The 19,911-nt window shown below is 41.2% G+C and carries 18 protein-coding genes; 1 reads left to right on the top strand and 17 read right to left on the bottom strand.

Going from position 1 to position 19,911, the window contains the following annotated elements; translation table 11 throughout:
- The 11 genes from P0N36_RS15740 to P0N36_RS08305 form a co-directional block, all read right to left on the bottom strand.
- The coding region (locus P0N36_RS15740) for a DUF4160 domain-containing protein (protein ID WP_275842392.1) at positions 1 to 73 on the bottom strand (73 nt) is incomplete at its 3' end.
- 212 nt (positions 74 to 285) lie between these two features.
- Positions 286 to 579: an AlbA family DNA-binding domain-containing protein gene (locus P0N36_RS08345; RefSeq protein ID WP_275842390.1), complete on the bottom strand. Its 294-nt coding sequence runs from the start codon at positions 577 to 579 to the stop codon at positions 286 to 288.
- Positions 580 to 985: 406 nt separating this feature from the next.
- Complete coding sequence (locus tag P0N36_RS08340; protein ID WP_275842389.1) at positions 986 to 3,727, bottom strand: S-layer homology domain-containing protein; 2,742 nt, start codon at positions 3,725 to 3,727, stop codon at positions 986 to 988.
- Positions 3,728 to 4,009: 282 nt separating this feature from the next.
- Complete coding sequence (proS, locus tag P0N36_RS08335; RefSeq protein WP_275842388.1) at positions 4,010 to 5,446, bottom strand: proline--tRNA ligase; 1,437 nt, start codon at positions 5,444 to 5,446, stop codon at positions 4,010 to 4,012.
- A gap of 352 nt (positions 5,447 to 5,798) precedes the next feature.
- Complete coding sequence (locus tag P0N36_RS08330; protein WP_275842387.1) at positions 5,799 to 6,176, bottom strand: class II aldolase/adducin family protein; 378 nt, start codon at positions 6,174 to 6,176, stop codon at positions 5,799 to 5,801.
- Positions 6,177 to 6,292: 116 nt separating this feature from the next.
- Positions 6,293 to 7,507, bottom strand: coding sequence for a substrate-binding domain-containing protein (locus P0N36_RS08325; protein WP_275842386.1), 1,215 nt, complete (start codon positions 7,505 to 7,507; stop codon positions 6,293 to 6,295).
- Positions 7,494 to 8,159, bottom strand: a complete 666-nt coding sequence (locus P0N36_RS15640) for an ATP-binding cassette domain-containing protein (protein WP_330683990.1) — start codon at positions 8,157 to 8,159, stop codon at positions 7,494 to 7,496. Before P0N36_RS15640 ends, P0N36_RS08325 begins: the two co-directional genes overlap by 14 nt.
- Positions 8,160 to 8,182: 23 nt before the next feature.
- The gene (locus P0N36_RS15635) at positions 8,183 to 8,785 is read right to left on the bottom strand and encodes an ATP-binding cassette domain-containing protein (RefSeq protein ID WP_330683989.1); all 603 of its coding nucleotides are present in this window, start codon (positions 8,783 to 8,785) and stop codon (positions 8,183 to 8,185) included.
- A gap of 147 nt (positions 8,786 to 8,932) precedes the next feature.
- Entirely contained in the window at positions 8,933 to 10,426 is a 1,494-nt protein-coding gene (locus tag P0N36_RS08315) for a rhamnulokinase (protein ID WP_275842385.1), read from the bottom strand.
- A 35-nt stretch (positions 10,427 to 10,461) separates the two neighbouring features.
- Positions 10,462 to 11,370: a glycyl-radical enzyme activating protein gene (locus tag P0N36_RS08310; RefSeq protein WP_275842384.1), complete on the bottom strand. Its 909-nt coding sequence runs from the start codon at positions 11,368 to 11,370 to the stop codon at positions 10,462 to 10,464.
- Positions 11,371 to 11,381: 11 nt separating this feature from the next.
- Positions 11,382 to 13,010, bottom strand: coding sequence for a pyruvate formate lyase family protein (locus P0N36_RS08305; protein ID WP_275842383.1), 1,629 nt, complete (start codon positions 13,008 to 13,010; stop codon positions 11,382 to 11,384).
- Between the two features lie 17 nt (positions 13,011 to 13,027).
- On the opposite strand from P0N36_RS08305, the gene P0N36_RS08300 reads away from it, so the two are divergent.
- A complete protein-coding gene (locus P0N36_RS08300; RefSeq protein WP_275842382.1) occupies positions 13,028 to 14,056 on the top strand; it encodes a LacI family DNA-binding transcriptional regulator in 1,029 nt (342 codons plus the stop codon).
- 91 nt (positions 14,057 to 14,147) lie between these two features.
- On the opposite strand, the gene P0N36_RS08295 is transcribed toward P0N36_RS08300, so the two are convergent.
- The 6 genes from P0N36_RS08295 to gnd form a co-directional block, all read right to left on the bottom strand.
- Positions 14,148 to 15,227 (bottom strand): hypothetical protein, encoded by a 1,080-nt coding sequence (locus P0N36_RS08295; RefSeq protein WP_275842381.1) that lies wholly within the window; start codon positions 15,225 to 15,227, stop codon positions 14,148 to 14,150.
- Between the two features lie 40 nt (positions 15,228 to 15,267).
- On the bottom strand, positions 15,268 to 15,990 hold the full coding sequence (locus tag P0N36_RS08290) for an HAD family hydrolase (protein WP_275842380.1): 723 nt from the start codon (positions 15,988 to 15,990) through the stop codon (positions 15,268 to 15,270).
- 412 nt (positions 15,991 to 16,402) lie between these two features.
- A complete protein-coding gene (locus tag P0N36_RS08285) occupies positions 16,403 to 16,702 on the bottom strand; it encodes a DUF2442 domain-containing protein (RefSeq protein WP_275842391.1) in 300 nt (99 codons plus the stop codon).
- A gap of 12 nt (positions 16,703 to 16,714) precedes the next feature.
- Complete coding sequence (locus P0N36_RS08280) at positions 16,715 to 16,942, bottom strand: DUF4160 domain-containing protein (RefSeq protein ID WP_275842379.1); 228 nt, start codon at positions 16,940 to 16,942, stop codon at positions 16,715 to 16,717.
- A gap of 30 nt (positions 16,943 to 16,972) precedes the next feature.
- Positions 16,973 to 18,388, bottom strand: coding sequence for a gluconokinase (locus P0N36_RS08275; RefSeq protein WP_275842378.1), 1,416 nt, complete (start codon positions 18,386 to 18,388; stop codon positions 16,973 to 16,975).
- Between the two features lie 71 nt (positions 18,389 to 18,459).
- Positions 18,460 to 19,911, bottom strand: coding sequence for a decarboxylating NADP(+)-dependent phosphogluconate dehydrogenase (gene gnd / locus P0N36_RS08270; protein WP_275842377.1), 1,452 nt, complete (start codon positions 19,909 to 19,911; stop codon positions 18,460 to 18,462).

Genomic DNA, 19,911 nt, shown 5'->3' with positions numbered 1-19,911 from the left:
CTCCATATTCAGCATGAAAATGAGGTGGCAAATGGTCTCTATAATTCATAAATATTTTTATTCCTCTGAACATACATATCGTTGGCATAAACTTTATCTCGCCCCTTATCACCAATATATTATATATGAACACCCTTATCTAATATGATTGTACCATTTTCATATACAACATTCCATATTAATTCGGTCAATCCAACTATGCGCGAAATATCACTTTCAAGGCAAAAAAGACCCGCTAGCCAACTTCATGACTAACGGGTCTCTATTATACTGTATTAACTTTTGTTACCCCACTGAGCCGGATGAACCGTCCCCTTGGTTTTTGCAGTGGTCTCGAACCGTCCCCTTGGTTTTAAGTGATGTTACAAAATCCTTCTTCATCTGCTCTGCTGAGTCTTTGTCAACGCCAGCAATATCACCATTATCCTTAATGCCTAAGAAAAGGTGACCACCATAGCGATTGAGTAATGAACAGACTGATTCATATACATCTTTATTCAACTTCTTTTTGCTTTCTTTAAATTCTACAGTTATGCTTTCACCACTACTGATTATTTTCTTAAGACCTTCTATTTTCATATTGAACACCCTTTATACGTCTAAAAAATAACGTCTTTATTAGTTGATTTATTTCATGTATGTAATCTCTATAATCTTAATCTTTTTATTAAATATTCTATTATACATATACATGTCGGAATAAATCTTCATAATTATATTGTCTTGTACCTACAGTATTAACACTCTTATTATAAATTACAATGGATATAATTACCTTAGTTATAGTTACATGATATCATCCATATTCAGCATATGCAATAGTTGCATTAACTATGCACGAAATATCTCTTTCACCGCGAAAAAGACCCGCTAGCCAAATTCATGACTAACGGGTCTCTATTATACTGTATTAATTTTTGTTACCCCACTGAGCCGGAAGAACCGTCCCCTTGGTTGTTTCCCTTGGTTGTTTCTTGGTTTTCTTTTAGTTAGTAACAACAAACGTTACGGTTGCTAGAACTGTTGTCATATCATTTAAGTTGTAAAGATTAGCTGTAACAATTGTACCTGGTGCGATACTATCAAAAGGAGCATCTGTACCTACTATCACTTGATCTGTATCCACAACAGTCTTTGCTAATTCACCAATTCTTACTACATATGTTCCAGCAGGTTCATCTACGATTTCTACAGTAATAGTATTAGCTACATTTGTTAAACCATAGGTTGCTGATGACACTGGTGTCACTCCTACTTTAGCAGTTCTTACAACATAGTCAGCGAATCTTGATCCATCTTCTACACGAATAATATCAACTGTATCTCCAACTGCTATATCTCTAATAGCTTTTAACTTATAGCTATCAGTTTTATCAACAACATTACCAGTTTCAAGTTTAAACTCAACTGGATTTGCCTCAAGCTTGATAACTGAAGTTGCAGTGGTTCTTGTTTCTACAACACCATTTGCTACTCTAGTACCTAGAAGTACTGTAACTTTAGTAATCTCATTGGTTGAATCGTTGATATCAACAAGTAAATATTGACCAGCAGTTACTGCTGAAGCATTTGCAATGTTTGCGTCTGCTTTAGTAAAGTAATTAGCTTTAGCTTTACCATCAACTATTAACTCAAGTCTCCATGTATCTTCACCAACAAGTTCAAAAGCATTCTTTGTAGCAATTGCTGTAAACTCAGTTACATCTGATTCTCTATCTGAGTCACTTACTATTATTGCAACAATTTCATCTTTGTCATTTACATAGTAATCAGCATCAAGTAACTCATCAAAATCAGCATCTTTAAGAACAAGTACTTCAATATCATCAGCATCTGTTCCTTCAGAAATATCAAATATAATTGCACTTGATAATAATCTATATGCTCCAACGAATCGAGCAGATACTTTTACAGGATCAGTAGCACCGCCTGCTGTAACTGTTGTTCCAAAATCTACTACTTCAACTGATTTTAAAGTAGCATCTTCTTTAATTTCAAGTTTAATAATCAAGTCAGCTTTAACTTGAGCATCAAAATCTGCTGCATCACCTGCATATAAATCATTATCTCCATCATCAAGGTCAGCTGCTTTTAAATCATATGATACTTTTGCACCGTTTTGATTTACAACATCTATTCCTCGCATTGACTCACCAGTTCTAGCTGCAGCATAAGTGTATACATCTGTCACATACGCATATAGTGAAGAAGTTGGTGCAATTCCTAAGTCGCCAGTAATAAATACTGGATCACCAGCATGATTCAAGAAGATTGTTACATCTTCATCAGCATCTTTGAATTGTTCTGCTCCGTCACTATCTAAAGCAACTAAATCACCATCTTTATCCAAATATCTGAAATTTGCAGAGAATTCATAATCTTCGCCATTTACGACGATTCTAGTTGTGAAAATACGTCCAATTTCTCCAGTTACTGAACGATTGTATACTACTGCATACTCAGCACTTTCATTAAAGTAAAGGATATCTCCTTCATCTAAATCATCTAATGAAATAGTTTTCCCTGCTTTAACAATTGCAAAGTCTTCAACGTCTAATTCATCGCCACCAAAACCGATTACATCAAAACCGCTTGTTTCTTCAACAATTAATGTATCATCCCAGAGATAAGCACTAATAGCCACTACATCTCCATCATCATTTAGTACAACTTTAGCGTAGTCATAATCATTATCTTCAAGATCAGCTCGCGCTTCTCTTTCACCGTCGATGTAAACTACTACATTTGAAGCGATATCATAATCTTTATCTGCTTCTACTAGTGTTAATTCTTCCGCATCAGCATCAACTTCGATAGCATCAAAGAATTGTTTGCTTGTAGCAACAACATAGATTATTTCATCATCTTCATTTTGCCATGCATCAACCATGTTTAAGAATAACCATGCTTCGTCAGCTGCTGCGCCAACATAGTCATAATCAGTATTACCAATTGTAACTTCTTCATCATCGATAGCCATTAGTCTGCCTTCGATTTCATTGATGCCTAAGTTATCATTTAATAATGTTAATTTACTAGCTGGAGTCTCACCATCCCATAATTTACCATAACTTACGGAACCGTCATTGTCATAACCAGTTGCGCCCCATTTTTGAACTGTAAGTGTGTTCATTAACATCTCTGCAGTTAAACCACGAAGTGCGTTGGTTGAGCTTGCTACGTTTACACCTTTAAGGATACCTTCATTAGAAGCTGCTCCGATGTAGTTTGCTGGCCAAGTTCCTTGCTTGTCTACTACTGGACCAAGTCCAACAAGTCTAACAAGAATGGTCACTGCTTCAGCGTTAGTTAATTTGCCTTCTGGTCTGAATGTACCATCTGGATAACCAACGATTAAGCCTCTGTTAACTGCTACATTGATAAAACCAGTTGCCCAATGGTTAAGATATACGTCAGGGAATCTTGTAGTTCCTCTTGATATCTCAGCTGCATCTGCAAGACCAAGTGCTGTAACTGCGATCTTAGCAAATTCTGCTCTTGTGATTTCACCTTCTGGTTTGAAAGTTCCATCTGGGTAACCTTGCATAATTCCTACTGCCTTAAGTTTGCCTACTGTTGCTTCGAAGCTAGTTCCTACTACGTCTTCGTTAACTTCTGCGAAAACTGCAGTGCTCATTGCTGAGCTGAAAACTAGAATCAAAGCCATAAGTAATGCAACAAAACGATTTGTTTTTCTCATGTTTTTGTTTCCTCCTTTTAATTTCATTGCTAGTGTCTCCTCCTTGTTAATTGTACGCCTTCTGTGTAGCCCCCTTTATCGAGTCTACAACACAGGATAAATTATAGCACTCCCCTTTAAGTAACGTCAACACACAATCCCTAGATGTAACAAATCTGTAATAGACTTGTTATTCTAAGAACCCATATTGATTCATAAAGTCTGTGCCTTCTCTTATTTTATCACATTCTCCGCAGAATACAAGATTTTTTGGGAAATGTAACTGTGATGTAACATATGAGTTTTTCGAGTTGGCCAGTACTTTCGCTTTTAGTAGGCCCTCGCGAAAAACACCATTTCCTTCGCTTCCTTACCGCAACAGATACAAGTCTCAGCCAACTCCTCTTGCTCAAAGGGCATGCATCTGGATGACGCACCGGTTGCTTCCTTAATTGCTTCTTCGCATTCTGTCTCGCCACACCACATGGCTTTGACGAAGCCTGGGGTTGCTTTTAACTGTGACGCGAAGTCTTCCATGGTGACGGCGGTGGTGGTATGGGCGTCTCTGTGCCCCGTCGCTTTGTCTAACAAGTCTTGTTGCATCTGACTGAGTAGATTCTCTACGTTAACTTCCAACTCATCTAAGGATATAATCAACTTTTCTCTGGTGTCTCTTCTAACTAAGACACATTGATTCTTCTCCATATCTTTGGGTCCGATCTCGACTCTGACAGGCACGCCCTTCATCTCGTACTCTGAGAATTTCCATCCTGGGCTCTTGTCACTGGTGTCCACTTTGACTCTATGGCTTATGGCTAGACGCTTCCTTAGTTCTTCGGCTTTTTCCAGTACCCCTTCTTTCTTCTGCATGATGGGGATAATCATAACTTCTATAGGCGCAATGGCAGGTGGTAAGACTAAGCCTGAATCGTCACCATGTACCATGATGACTGCACCGATGAGGCGGGTACTCATACCCCATGAGGTTTGATGAACGTATTTCAATGTATTGTCTGTGTCCGTATACTGAATATCAAAGGCTTTGGCGAAACCGTCACCGAAGTTGTGGGTGGTGCCTGACTGTAGGGCCTTACCATCGTGCATCAAAGCTTCTATAGTATAGGTGGCTTTGGCGCCTGCGAATTTTTCTTTCTCTGTCTTACGACCTTTGACCATAGGGATGGCTAAGACGTTGGCACAGAACTCAGCATAGACTTCTAACATCTTAAGGGTCTCTGCTTGGGCTTCATCGGCTGTGGCATGGGCGGTGTGGCCTTCTTGCCATAGGAATTCAGATGATCTTAGGAAAGGTCTGGTGGTTTTTTCCCATCTGACAACAGAACACCACTGATTATAAAGCTTAGGTAGATCTCTATAGGATTGAATGATATTGGCATAATGTTCGCAGAACAGGGTCTCTGAAGTAGGACGAATGCATAGGCGCTCTGCTAACTTCTCTGAACCACCATGGGTAACCCATGCTACTTCCGGTGCAAAGCCCTCTACGTGGTCCTTTTCTTTTTGTAATAGACTCTCTGGTATGAACATAGGCATGTAGACGTTCTCATGATCTGTGTCCTTGAACCTCTTGTCGAGTTGTTTTTGTATCAGTTCCCATATGGCGTAGCCATAAGGCTTGATGACCATACAGCCTTTGACACTGGAGTAGTCGATAAGCTCTGCTTTCTTGACCACATCGGTGTACCACTGTGAAAAATCTTGATCCATACTGGTGATGGCTTCTACGAATTGTTTTTCTTTTGCCATGATTGATGCTCCTTCCTTATTATAGGTTGTGTTTATTAGAATATTTTTCAAGCATTAAAAAAGCCCCTTGCAAATGCAAGGGGCGATGATTGTCGCGGTACCACCCTCGTTTATGTCCTTAGACAGTCTCAAGTGCTTGTGTAACGGTAAGCTTCCGGCCTTGTTTCTAAGGCTGCTCCAAGGTAGGTTCTACAGGTTCGAATCAAAATCTCTCAGCCTAGGATTTTTTCTCTGGTTGGGGACTTCGCCCTTCAACAGATTCGCTTACGTGTGTACTGGTCCTTATCGACGCATGGTTTGTTGTATTTGAATTAAAGCTTATTCTACGCGTATTCCATGGTCTTGTCAAGGGCTAGACTTCTACTTTCTGTCCGTAATTAGCGAAGCGTTTTACCATTCTTGCCATTTCTTCATCTTCTAATATAACCGGTGTTCCGGCACTTCTTGCACGAATGTAGATCTCGGCGCAAAATTCAATCTGTTCTGCGATGGCAAAAGCCATCATCATGTTACCGGCTACGGCGTTTAGTCCATGGTTAGCAAGTAGGACAGCGTTCTGATTGCCTAGAGCTTCTAGAGCGTTTTCTGCCAGTTCTACGGTGCCATAGGTTGCGTACTTGGCGCATTTGACTTCTTTGTCCCCTGAGAAGGCTACCAGATAATCCACCGCCGGCAATGGCTCGTTGAGGGCTGATAAGGTTGTACAGAATACAGAATGCATATGGACCATGGCGTTCACCTATTTCCTTTTGTTTGATTTATGGTTTTGATTGATTTCATACGACTTTTCAGGCTTCATGTAACAGGAAGGTCCATGTTGCACCTTCCTGTTACATGTCTATGAACTTAATCTGCAAAATGTGCTGAATATGCTTTATGTTCTGCTACGTTTTCTGTTGTAATGAGTTTGGCGCCTGTGTCAATGGCAGCTTCTACTGTCTCACCTCTAACACTCTTAACGATGTTCTCAACACCTAGGATACCCATTTCTGCTGGATACTGGGCCACGGTTCCGAATAAGTCGCCGCTTTCTACAAGGTTAAGGGCTTCTGAGATGGCGTCAAATCCGATGATCTGAATCTGGTCTTTGAGACCGCCTTCTTCAACCGCACGTAGAGCACCAATTGCCATACCGTCGTTGGAAGCGAAGATTAATTTGATATTCGGGTTGGCACTGATGATGTTCTGTGTTGCTGTATAGCCTTGGTCTACTTCCCAATTAGCGGATTGTTCTGCGACCACGTTAACATGGCCTTCGGTTGCATCAAAGAAACCGTTACGTCGATCTGCTGCGTTTTGCTGACCTTCGATACCTGTAAGTATAGCGGTTTCAATGCCTGCTTCAAAGTTGGCGACTACATATTCGCCTGCTGAAAATGCGCCTGCATAGTTATTGGTACCAAAGAAAGGTACTTCCATACCGGCCTCATCCAGTACTTCTTGATTGATTCTTGTGTCTAGGTTGATGACCGGAATACCTGCTTCTTTACATTTCATTAAGGCTGTTGCTAAACCTTCTGAGGAACTTGGTACAATACAGATTCCGTCTACGCCTGAAGTAATCATGTTCTCAACAATCATGAGTTGAGCTGCTGCACTGGCGTGTTGGTCTGCTGCTTGAACGTCTAATTGAATGCCCAGTGCATCTGCTTTTTGCTGTGCACCGTTAACCATGGTGATGAAGTACTCGTTGTTCATGGTCATAGGCACGAAGCCAATAACCAACTTCTCTTCTGCCGTGTCCGGTTGCGGTGCTTGTGTTTCTGTTGTTGTTGTTGTGTCTGGCGTATCCCCTGATTCGGGTACGTCTTCCCCTGTGGTACAACCTGCAAAACTTAAAACAAGTGCCAAAACTAGAAAGATGGATTGGCCTATGGCTATGACAGCGATAATCGCCGACTGATTGATGATGTTCTGTATATTACCCATGGTAAAAAAGTTCTTACCAGAAATCTGACACAAAAGGGTAAATATGACAAAGATGCTTGTAGCGCCTAAATAGAGCGTAATCGATTGAATGTTGATGCTTTTGTTGCCTATTGTTTTTTTACTGTTTTCCATTGATTTTTCCTCCACTTAGTGCGTATGTCATTATTCTCTCTTGACTTAGGTCTGCGTCGTTAACGAATATGCCTTCCATGCGACCTTCTCGCATGACCGCTACCCGGTCACACATCTTAAGTACTTCCACTAGGTCCGATGAGATCATCATAATAGAGGCACCTTGCTGAATCAGTTCATACATAATCTCATAGATCTCATCTCTGGCCCCAACATCAATGCCTCTGGTCGGTTCATCAAAGATGTAAATGTCAGCGTCTAGGCATAACCACTTGGCGATGACCACTTTTTGTTGATTGCCACCAGACAGTGTCTTGACTTGGGCTTTGGGCGAGGATGTTTTGATCCTCAGCTTTGAGATATAGTCTTTGGTGACTTGTCTTATAGCCTTGTCATCCAGCAGGATTTTTTTGAACATCTGTAGATTCGGTAAGGCGATGTTGTCTTCCACACTATGAATCAGGACTAAGCCTTCATCTTTTCGGTCTTCACTGAGGTAGGCAATCTTCTCATGAATGGTCTCCGGTATGCTGTTGCCCTTTAAGGTCTTACCATGGACTTTGACAGATCCTTTTTGAGTTTTGTAAGCACCTACGATACACTTGGCCAGTTCCGTTCGTCCAGATCCGACAAGACCGGCTACACCTAGAATCTCACCTTTTTTTATGTCGAAGGTTATGTCTTGATACCTACGCCTTGTTTCTTCAGTTCTCTGACAATCTCAAAAAGCTTTTTGGTTTCTGTTTCTGTGATGGCCGCAGTGGGTTCATCCAGTACCAATACCTTAAGATCATAGGATATGGCTTTTGCAATCTCTACCATTTGTTTCTGGGCCACACTTAAGGTGGAGACCAGGGTTCTTGGCGATAGGTCCAAACCGATGCGGTCCATATGCTTCTTTGCTTCTTCTATGGACTTTTTCTCATCAATCATACCGTTTTTAAGGTACTCTTTTCCAAGAAACATATTCTCATAGATGGATACAAAAGGGTTGAGATTAAACTCTTGGTAGATCACACTGATGCCTTGATCAATGGCTTCTTTGGGGTTCTTGAAGTGTACTTCCTCACCGCCTATGATGACTTGACCTGAATCTTTCTTATAAGCTGAAGAGAGGATTTTTATCAGCGTGGACTTGCCTGCACCGTTTTCTCCCAGAAGTACATGGACTTCCCCTGGTTTGACACTGATTTGGGCATCTTTTAATACTTTTACCCCGAAAAAACTTTTGTTAATATCTTTGGTTAAGGTGTCAAAACTATATAGTTGAACTTTCACCTACCATATGTAGTTATGAATGTATCAACGTAATCTACATATGGTGGGTGAATTTAGTGAAACTTAGTTTTGACCCTTTAACCATCTTTCATTTCCAAAATATGCTCATTCATTTTTTACTCCTTATAGCTGGCTTAGTCGTACCTCTTATTGCTTAGCTTGATAGCGCTTGATTTCTATAGAGTTTTTAATTATTTGGCGTATTTCTTTTAAGGTTAGTTCAGGCTTGAAATGATTCAGTTGGGCACCTAGATTGCCCAGACAGGTGCTTTCTTCTCCACAGGTGACCACGGTTTTACGGCTATATGTGGCTGTCAGTTGGTTGATGTATTGGTTCCTAGATCCGCCTCCGACAATGTATATGGTATCAAACGTCTTGCCAATGACCGCTTCTAGATCCGATACTGTGTCTGCAAAGTTCTTGGCCATGGACCTTTGTACGACGCCCAGCAACTTACCCCAGTCTATAGAACTGTTCTCTGTCTGTGCCTTTTCTGTTATCTTTGCTTCTATCTCGGCTTCTATCTTGGCTTCTATCTTGGCTTCTATCTTTACTTCTATAAGTCTTTCTACGGCTCGACCCATATGTGTCGGGTTAAAGAGTCTTGGATCGTTGACATCTATCCAAGTTTTTATGCTACTTTTGTCTGTAAGACTTAGAAACGTTTCCCAAGAGATCTTGCTGTCGATTTCTTCTTCGTATTCTTTTTTCATTTTTTCTAAGATGAACATACCGGTGCTGTTTTTTAGCAGGGTAATCTTATTGTAGGCACCCACTTCATTGGTCAGGCCTTTGGATAAGACCGCTTCGTTCATAATAGGCTCGTCTAGCTCTGCGCCAATGAGTGCCCAAGTGCCGGAGCTGATGAATAGAAATTCGTCTTCTTCTGCGGGTATGGCCATAACGGCGGCGGCTGTGTCATGGGAGGGTACACATATGACCGGCAGCTGACCTTGGATGCCTATGTCTTCTTTGACCGATGGCAATAGATCCCCTATGACTTGACCGTGCTGACCGATCTTAGAAAACCAGTCTTTTGGTATATTGAAGTAGTCACAGGCCGTATCATCAATTGCTTTGGTCCTACTGTTAAAGAGTTGGCTTGTGCTGATCTCACTGGGTTCATTCATCATGACCCCTGTTAACATATAGTTGAAGATATCGGGTACCATTAAGAGTTTGTTACAGGCGCTAATCCGCGCCGGCATGGCTTCTTTCATGGCTTGAAGCAGGTAGACGGAATTAATACGATCACTGAGTATACCCGTTTGCATGAAAAGTTCTGCTTGGTCTATCTTTGGTACTTTTGCCAGCTCTTTTTCACCCATGGTGTTGCGGTAGCTTAGGGCATGCCCTAGCTGAAAACCTTGTTGGTCAAAGAGGGCAAAGTCAACACCCCAGGTACAGATCCCTATAGCGTCCAGTTGTTCGCCTCTTCTCACTAAGGCTTTGACATGATCTATAAGGCATTGATACATCTTCAGCAAATCCCAATAATAGTGGTCTTTGACTTTGATCATGGCGTTTTTTTCTTGTGCAATCACTTCCATGTCAAACCGGTCTTCTTGATAGGTGCCTAAGACCAAACGGTAGGAAGAGTTACCACAGTCAAGGGCTAACATTTTTCTTATCTCACTCATAATGTCTCCTTTAGTCTTAAATGTTGATGATCGGGTTATGAAATGCGAATCTCCAGTCGACTTTCTTGATATCGTTTTCTAAGCCAAGCGATATCCTTTCTTTGCAAAGAAACCTGATCCCCCATGGCATAGGTACGACCAAGGCCGCGGTACTTGGGTAGGCCTAATCGGTGATAGGGAAGAAACACCATTTGTTTCACACTGGATAGACTTTCTACAAAAGCCACTGCCTGGTCTAGATCCTTAAGATTATCGTTTTTCTTCGGTATAAAGGGATAACGTACAACCAACCTGCCTTTGTAGTTTGTGTCCAGATAGCGGAGATTCTCAAGTATAAGTTTGTTGTCTTCTCCTGTTAGGTCCTTGTGCTTAACCGGGTCCATCATTTTTAGATCAAAATAGATGACTTCTGTGATATCTAGGATATTGGCTAGATGATCTTGACCGATATGACCGCAGGTTTCTATTAAGATGGGGATGTTTTTTTCTTTGAGCTTAAGGGCACATTCTTTTATGTAGCGATCTTGGTACAAGGGTTCGCCACCGCTGAAGGTGACACCCCCACCAGATTCAGTATAATATTTTTCATCTTTTAAAAGTTGTTCTACAAGTGCCCCACTGGTCATGCTTTCTCCAGACATGGTTCTTGCATTGTATAGGCATTCTTTGATACACTTACCCGAAATGTCACATTGTTCCTGGTTGCTGATATAGCCAAAGTCTTCATCGTAGTCTATGGCGCCTACGGGACATAGGGTCAAGCATCTACCGCATCCGGTGCATAGGTTCTCGTTGTATACGACTTGTGGCTTGAAGGACTGAGATTCCGGGTTGGCACACCATAAGCATCTCAACCCACACCCCTTAAGAAAGACCACCGTCCGGATGCCATCGCCGTCTTCTGTTGCAAAACGCTCTAGATTAAATACGATTCCACTTTCCATTTTGGCTCCTTTTAGATCTCCAGTTGATTCCTGCTGATGACGTCTTCTTGCACTGCAGGTGCTAAGGTTGTAAATAAGGCACTGTATCCGGAGACGCGTACCATAAGGTCTTTATAGTTTTCCGGATTCAGAATGGCGTCTTCATAGATCTTGCCGTCGACCACGTTAAACTGAATCTGTTGTCCGTAGTTCCTAAACAGGACTTTGATCATATCCACAACTTTCTGACGGTTCTCCAGTGTTTCCAGTGCTGAAGGTGTCAGGCGCATGTTGAAGATGGCGCCTTTTTGGAACCAGATGCTTGGCAACTTGGCTACGGAGTTACAAGCGGCTGTTGCCCCTTCTTTCTCAGATCCGTTGGCCGGTGAGATGCCGTTGTTTACAGCTGAGCCGTCTTTTCTACCTTCCGGTGTTGCGCCGATGCTTCTTCCAAAAGCCACGTTGCCGGTGACCGGTGATTGGCTATAAGAATAGCAACAAGGTATGGGTCCTTTGCCATATTTGGAGCTTTTGTAATCGTGACGGTAGCTTGAACCGATGTAGTCTTCAAGTGCTACAATCCATTTGTCCGCCCGGTCATCATCGTTACCAAACTTAGGTGCTTTGTTGACCATCATCAAGCGAATGTCTTCTCCTGTTGGTGTTGTTGTCCTATCCTCATAATTGGTAGCAAGGGCATGTAGGAGCGCTTCCATGGTGATGCGCTTGTCTCCAAAGACAATGGTGTCAAGGGCTGCCATAGCATCCCCAGCGCTGATGGTGCCTGCTGTCGGTCCGCCGTCCACTGAATACTTGGAGCCGCCTTCTACAAGGTCTAAGCCTCTTCCTATACAATCTTCTATTAAAGAAGCTCTAAAAGCATTGATGTCGGTAATGATATGGAGTTCATCGCTGATGTGTTCTGTCACCACTTGTAGGTCCATGAAGTAAGTCAACATCTTCTTATATTCATCAAAAATCTCGTCTGCGGATTGACAACTTAAGATGTCCCTATCTGTTTTTTTGAAGAGCACACCGGTTTTGGGATCAACCCCGTTGTTTAGGGTAATCTCAAGGACTTTTTCCACATTCAGCCATGGGCCTTTTGCTGCAAAATCCCATTTGCCGGGTATGGAAGCTTCAATACAACCGTCTGGCGCCCAGTTGACTAAGTCTGCTTCATCTATACCTAAGTCTCTTAGGGTTCTAATAAAAGCTAGGTCATTGTAAAAGGCCGGTTGTCCTCCTTGGTGTTGCATCATGGCTTCTACCGCTTCAATCATAAAGGCGTCATCGGTTTTCTCAAACCATTTTACCGATATGGAGGGTGTGAATAGTTTTACGTCGGCACAAGCTTCGACACATAGATGAGATACGTCATTTACAGCGTCTTCACCCTCTACAGTCTGGCCACCTACCGCTAAGTTGATGAACATCTGATAGCCTAAGAAGAATTCTGAATCTGGCCAAGACCTTAGCTTGTTGAGTTCGTTACATTTTATGAAAAAGGCGTTGATGATCTCCAGTCCGTCTTCTTTTGTTATTCTGCCTGCTTCTATGTCTTTTTTGTATAATGGATAGACATATTGATCAAATCGGCCTAGGGATATGGCATGGCCATTGGATTCTAGGTAAAGAGAAGTATACTTGTTACATATCAAGATAAAGGGTGGTTACAATGAATAATAAGCACAAAAAATACTTCGGTATCCGTGATATCGCAAGGATTGCAGGGGTTTCAACCGCTACTGTTTCAAGGGTCATTAACCAACCGGATAGTACCTCCAATGAAATCAGAGAAAAAGTTGAAGCCATTATCAAGGAATATAATTATGTTCCCAATCAAATGGCTAAAAATCTTTTTTCTCAAGATTCTAATTCTATTGCTATTTTTATATATGATGTGAGCAATCCTTTTTTTGCCAATCTGATTAAAGAGTTGAATAATATTGCTTTTGAAAATGTATGTGCATTGATTATCTGCGATACTGAAAACAGCAAGGAAAAAGAAATTCAATACTTAAGGTATTGTCAAAGCATACGATGTAATAAGATCATTCTGACGGAGGGTGTGAATTATGATCTCTACAAGGATCTAAATGCCACACAGACCATTGCTTGCTTGGACCGTTGTTCAGATCATCGCTTCTCTACAGTTACGTCTGATAACTACAATGGCATCAAGAAGTTGGTCGATTATCTGTATAATCTGAATCACAGAAAAATCGCTTTTGCCGGTGCTATGAAGGCCTATCATACGGCGAATGTTAGAAAGCAAAGTTATATGGATACACTGGAGAGTCATGATCTGGAGGTTCGGGAGGATTTGGTTTTCTTCTCAGACCGTTTCAGCTATGAGACCGGTGTTAAGGCCTTGGACTATTTCTGGTCCTTGAACGATCGGCCAACCGCCATCGTCTGTGCCAATGACCAGATTGCTCAAGGTTTGATTATGCGTGCCTACAAGCTGAAGATCTCCATTCCTGATGACTTATCTATTGTTGGCTTTGACGGTATTGACAATCAGTATTTTTATCCCAAGATTACCACCATACGGCAAGATATTAGGAAAATTGCTGAGACACTTTTTAAAGCCGTTTCTGTGACTCAAGAGCCTCTTGTTCATGAAACAATCACCACTGAGTTTATCATTGGTGAGTCTTGTAAAATGATTGAGTTAAAAAGTGATGCGACTGTTTTGCGTTAAAGAAAAGTTCTACGCTGAAAACAAGCAATAAAAATAGACCTTGAAGGTCTATTTTTTTGTTTGTTTTATAGTATATTTTTCTTAACTCGGCCTAACTTCGAATGACATTTCTCACTCTCTGGACGGCTTGCCACAGTCCGCCGAGCAAAAAGATACCGACAAAGGGATAGAGGAAGGCTTTGATGAGGTTGATGCCCATATCTACTTCCATGAGGCCTTTGATTAAACCTAGGTTAATTCTGGTAGAATAAGCCAAGCCCAGACAGGTCAAGGAAAACAAGGTGGCAAAGGCAATGAGGCCGCCTAGGAACTTTTCTTTCTCAATCCTAGATATGGCGTATAAGGTTATACCAATAAATAGGACGAGTAATAGCAAACGAACGCCTATGGGCATGCCTGTATAGGTTAGATTCACATTGCCAAAGGCTAATAATTTGTCCAGTCCGCTGTTAAAATCAATGCCGATGCCCATCATCATGAATAGGATATAGGCCATAAGGTTGGGTACAAGGAGCAGAATGCCCATGAAAATCAGTAGTGGGTTCGTTGTAACTTTCGTTGCACCGGCAATAAAAGCAATAATACCAATCAGGCCTGATAGGCCAAGGCTTAATCTTATCATCCATCTGGTTGCTAGAACCCCCGCAAAACGGTTAGCGTCATAATTCATACCGATGACCACTTGTATTAGGAAGGTAATGACAAGGGTAAGGATAGGGTTTCTTAAAGACACAAAGTTGATGTTGATCCCTAGGAAAGTACCTTTGCCTATGAGGGCCATGGTCATAAGGAGTATGGTGTAGACACCGGATGCCACCATATAGATGAAGATGCCAACGTCGTCCATACCTTCTTTCTTATTATCATTTCGATCTGCCAGATAAAAGGAGAAGAGGGGCAGTCCGATAAAAGCCAAGAGTCCCAGTTGAATCTGTCCGGAGGTGTTGAATACGGCCATGTTCATAATTATGGAGGTGGTCCTGATGACCATGCCAAATCGAAAGCCAATGTTCTGGCTGAGTGTCCCTTGGAGATAGTCTTGCAGGTGTTCAATCACCGATATGTTGATGATGAGTGATACAAAAAAGGCGATGCCAAAGGTCAGGATGAAGGCTTTTAGGCCTACTTTTAGACCTTCTTTTGCCACTTCTTTTTTATCAAATGTTTTCATGTGATCTCTCCATTAAGTTTATTGATTCTGTGGTAGCTCTCTATTGTTGTAAGACCAGTAGCTTGATGATGTCTTCGTGAAAGCCGTCAGCAATCTCAAAGGTTGCTTCTTCTCTCTTGGCTTTTTTGTCGCTGAGATTGGTATGGATATAGAGACTGTCAATGCCGGCTGCAATAGCACCTTTGATGTCTGTGGCATAATCCTTTCCAATCATTACGGTTTCTTTTTTCTTAAGGCTGTTTTCTGCCAGTACCATCTCAAGGAGTGCCGGATCCGGTTTACACATCCCTTTGTCTGAGGATACATAGATCTCATCAAAGACGTTCTTAATGCCCAGCATCTTCATTTCTGCTTGCAAAAAGGCTCTCTGTGCGTTAGAGAGTATGAATAGGCGTTTTTTACTTTTTTTCAGTTCTTGCAGCATATCCATGACGCCGGGGTACAAACGTATATGTTCTGTTGTGATGGCACGAAAGGCTTTGACGGTGTGTTGTACGAGTTTTGGACTTGCTTTGGTGTCTAAGTCTTTGTAGATCTTATAGAATACGTCGGTGATGTCGATGTCTGGATAGTCTGTGTTTTTGACCCGTGATAAGTATTTTTTTACGTATTTGTCGTAGGATTGCTTGAGTTCTTTTCCACTGATATAGGTACCTTGGTAGCCCATGAATACGGCTATTTTTTCCCATACCGATTCGGATGATTCGTCTGTTTTGATGTCTATGAGGGTGCCGTATAGATCAAATATATAATTCTGGTACATAGGTTACCTCCCCTTGCTAATTTTTGTTTTGCTTTATGCGGCTACTCTTCTATCTTACCTAATCGTTTGTTATAAAGCAAGAGGAAGTATGGTTGGTATGGAATTAATACAATTAGGGGAATTAGATACTATAAGGGGGTTCCATGAAAACCCTTCCACAGACTGTGTTATTACGGTCGACCGTTGGTGCATCCGTGCACCAAATGTCGACGGTCAGCATCCATGCTGACTTGCTCCATAACACAATCCTGTTTTAGGAACTTCATGGTCGATGTTAACTAACTTAAGTTCCTAAATACAATCGTTTTAGAAAAATTATCGACCCAAAATGGCCAAAAAAAAGAGAGGCAAAATGCTTCTCTTTTCTTGGCTATAATGAGAGGGGATATAATATATTATAATGGGTATTTTTTTAAATGACTAGTTGATTATTATATGGGTAACTCATTCGATATACTTTTTCTGTGGAGATATCTATGTCACCGTCTTTCCATACAATTATGCCATGTTGTATTGCTACCGTCTCAAAAACTGATTGATTTAACAACTCTTGATAAACAGGGTAGTTCAATAATTCAATACAATCAAAAATCCTTTGTTCTTTATTATTAAAGGTCACAATTAAACACAGTCGATCAACTATTTTTACTTCAATTACACTCAAGTCGTCAACCGGCTCTCCTGCATAGACTATATTATCAATAACATACATCACTTTACCTCCTTATCGTAAAGGTTCTATCTTTTCAAAACTCATACCTCTTACTGCGTTGTTCCAAGCATGATACAGTTCCTCTTCACGTAGTATCATCCAAGCATTAACTAACTTCAATTGTTTCAAAGGTAAACTTCCAGCCAGTATCTCACCATCTATTCCCACAGAAGCACTGTAGTCACCATAATACACATGAACATGAGGTTTATTATAGCATATGCGTTTTTGATATTCCACGGTGTTTTTGTGTGTTCTTTTTAGATTTTTCTAAGATGTTATATGATACCAGTATTCATATTCTGCATATTTTTTTTCATAGATCTCTTTATATGCTTTTCTTGGATAGATGGTTATGCCTTTTTCTGTTTTAAAGTCTTTTATGTCCTTGATTTCTCCACTTACTTCTAGGGCCAATACTGCTGCTCCAAGCATTGAGGTTTGATCGACATCGGAACATTCTAATTCTACTTGTAAGATGTCACTACACATCTGTGTCCAGAACTTTGAGTTGAGTATACCACCAGAGAGTATGACTTTACTTGGCTTGCCATTATGGTCTACGAGTATTTTGTAACACTGTAGTATATTAAAAATCACACCTTCAAGTACCGCTAAGTACATATCTTCAGATGTTGTGTGGTTACTGAGTTCAAAGAATCCACCTTTTTTATCATCCTTCCATCCCGGGCTTCGCTCTCCAAAAAGGAAGGGTAAAAATATAGGCGTCTTATTCATAAACGTCATCTGTTCTTCTATATCCTTATACGTTACTTCCGGGGGAAACATTTCGTTTTTTATCCAGTCCACGCAATTACAGGCGCCCGATGTGGCTGCACCACTTAACCATGATATGGGCGTCGTGTAACACCAAATGTTTGCATTATCGTTTAATACAGGGCTTGAGGTTGTAACTCTTAAGGCCGCACTTGTCCCGACGGATAAGGTCATGACCCCATTACTTAGCGCTCCTGCTCCCACTTGATTGAGGGCCCCATCCGGTTGGGTTGGTATAACCGGGATACCACTTTTTATGCCCAGTAGATTGGCCGCCTCTGAACTTAAAGCTTGGGTATCCCTATGGTCACACAACTGTCCAAGTTGACACCTATCGATACCAATTAGGTTTAATATGGTTTCATCATAGTCTAATGTGTGTATATTAAGCATCCCTGATCCTGAGGCCATACTTCTTGAAACCATACGTTGTCCTGTCATTTTATAGAAAGTGTAACTGCCTTGTCCAAGGATATAGGCTTCCCGCGTATTATAACCCAGCTCTTTTAAATGCATCAGTTTATACAAGGGATAATTGGCATGGGGTATACATCCCGTTCTAGCATACAGTTCTTTTGTAAGTTCTTTGTCTTTTTGAATATTAATGACGACTTGCTCTGCCCCTGTGTATGACCACAAATATGTGGGGGTTATGGGTGTCATGTTATGATCACACAGCAAAATGCTATGCCATGTTGCCGAGATTGAGATGATATCCACCTTTTTCCCCTGGGCAATCTTGCGCCCTACCGCCATCGAGAACTTATAAACTTCTTGGGTATCTTGTGTGGACATATTACTTATGGATAATGGAAAAGGTTCTATTAACATATCTATAATTCTATCTTGACTGTCATATAGCATGGCCTTGGCCGATGTTGTGCTTGTCTCAATAATCAGTGCCAGCATTATATGTCGGCCTCCCTTTTGTTTTGTTGGTTCATTATTATGTGGTTCTTTTTATGCGGTTCATTTAATTACTATACTGTGTATATATCTGAGGTGGTATTGCCACCACGGCCTGTCCAATTCGTATGGAAGAATTCTCCTCGAGGCTTATCCGTTCTTTCATAGGTGTGTGCCCCAAAATAATCTCTTTGTGCTTGTAATAGATTGGCAGGAAGTTGTTCACTTCTATAACCGTCATAATAGGTTAATGCTGCCGTAAAAGCCGGAATCGGTATGCCATTTGCGATGGCCGAACCACAAACCCTTCTCCAACTGTCTTGTGTGTTTTCGATGACTTTCCTGAAAAATGGGTCTAGAAGTAGATTATTCAGTTCCGGATTATGATCGTAGGCTTCTTTGATTCTAATTAAAAAAGCGGATCTAATGATACACCCACCTCGCCACATCAAGGCAATACCACCATAATTCAGATGCCACCCAAATGTTTTTGCTGAAGCACGCATTAAAGCGTATCCTTGGGCATATGAAATGATTTTTGATGCGTACAGTGCATTTTTTATGTCTTCTATAAAGGCTTGTTTATCTCCTGAAAATTTTGGCGTAGGCCCTGATAGAATACTTGAAGCCACAACGCGTTCTTCTTTAAGTGCTGATAAGCAACGGGCAAAAACAGATTCACCAATTAATGTTAGAGGAATGCCTTCATCAAGAGCAGAACATGAAGCCCATTTCCCTGTGCCTTTTTGTCCGGCGGCATCAAGAATTTTTTCAAGTAAAGCACCACCATCTACATCTTTATACGCTAGTATGTCACTGGTTATTTCTATGAGATAACTGTCGAGTTCTCCTTTGTTCCATTCTTTAAATACTGTGTGCATCTCATCAGCGGTCATACCGAGGTAGTCTTTCATCAACTGATAGGCTTCAGATATGAGTTGCATATCCCCATACTCAATACCATTGTGTACCATCTTAACGTAGTGACCGGCTCCATCTTCACCTACCCAATCACAACAGGGTGTCCCATCTTCAACCTTGGCTGATATGGCTTTGAAAATGGTTTCTACGTGCGGCCAAGCTTTAAGAGAACCACCCGGCATAATACTTGGCCCTTTTAATGCGCCTTCTTCACCGCCGGATACACCTGCACCAATAAATAGGAAGCCTTTGTCTTCGAGATACTTGGTTCTTCTTATGGAATCCGAAAAGTAAGAGTTTCCACCATCAATGATGATGTCTCCTTTATCCAGATAAGGTATTAAGGTCTCAATGATTGCGTCCACCGGCTGTCCGGATTTAATCATCAACATTATTTTTCTTGGTTTCTCTAGTGAGTTGACCAATTGTTCTACCGTATAGGTCCCAACAATATTCTCTTGCTTACCTCTAAGCTCTACAAAGTTACTTACTTTTTTGATATCTCTGTTAAATACGGAAACAGTAAACCCTTTACTGGCCATATTCATCACGAGGTTCTCACCCATTACCGCTAAGCCTATTAAGCCTATATCACTTTTTTTCAT

It is taken from the genome of Petrocella sp. FN5 (genome assembly GCF_029210395.1).
GTDB lineage: Bacteria > Bacillota > Clostridia > Lachnospirales > Vallitaleaceae > Petrocella.
This window is presented reverse-complemented; position numbering and strand designations above follow the sequence as displayed.

Bases quoted from the DNA above. Each gene is read 5' to 3' on its own strand.
- P0N36_RS08345 (WP_275842390.1), bottom strand. From the start codon at position 579: ATGAAAATAGAAGGTCTTAAGAAAATAATCAGTAGTGGTGAAAGCATA.
- P0N36_RS08340 (WP_275842389.1), bottom strand. From the start codon at position 3,727: ATGAAATTAAAAGGAGGAAACAAAAACATGAGAAAAACAAATCGTTTT.
- proS (WP_275842388.1), bottom strand. From the start codon at position 5,446: ATGGCAAAAGAAAAACAATTCGTAGAAGCCATCACCAGTATGGATCAA.
- P0N36_RS08330 (WP_275842387.1), bottom strand. From the start codon at position 6,176: ATGGTCCATATGCATTCTGTATTCTGTACAACCTTATCAGCCCTCAAC.
- P0N36_RS08325 (WP_275842386.1), bottom strand. From the start codon at position 7,507: ATGGAAAACAGTAAAAAAACAATAGGCAACAAAAGCATCAACATTCAA.
- P0N36_RS08315 (WP_275842385.1), bottom strand. From the start codon at position 10,426: ATGAGTGAGATAAGAAAAATGTTAGCCCTTGACTGTGGTAACTCTTCC.
- P0N36_RS08310 (WP_275842384.1), bottom strand. From the start codon at position 11,370: ATGGAAAGTGGAATCGTATTTAATCTAGAGCGTTTTGCAACAGAAGAC.
- P0N36_RS08300 (WP_275842382.1), top strand. From the start codon at position 13,028: ATGAATAATAAGCACAAAAAATACTTCGGTATCCGTGATATCGCAAGG.
- P0N36_RS08295 (WP_275842381.1), bottom strand. From the start codon at position 15,227: ATGAAAACATTTGATAAAAAAGAAGTGGCAAAAGAAGGTCTAAAAGTA.
- P0N36_RS08290 (WP_275842380.1), bottom strand. From the start codon at position 15,990: ATGTACCAGAATTATATATTTGATCTATACGGCACCCTCATAGACATC.
- P0N36_RS08285 (WP_275842391.1), bottom strand. From the start codon at position 16,702: ATGTATGTTATTGATAATATAGTCTATGCAGGAGAGCCGGTTGACGAC.
- P0N36_RS08275 (WP_275842378.1), bottom strand. From the start codon at position 18,388: ATGCTGGCACTGATTATTGAGACAAGCACAACATCGGCCAAGGCCATG.
- gnd (WP_275842377.1), bottom strand. From the start codon at position 19,911: ATGAAAAAAAGTGATATAGGCTTAATAGGCTTAGCGGTAATGGGTGAG.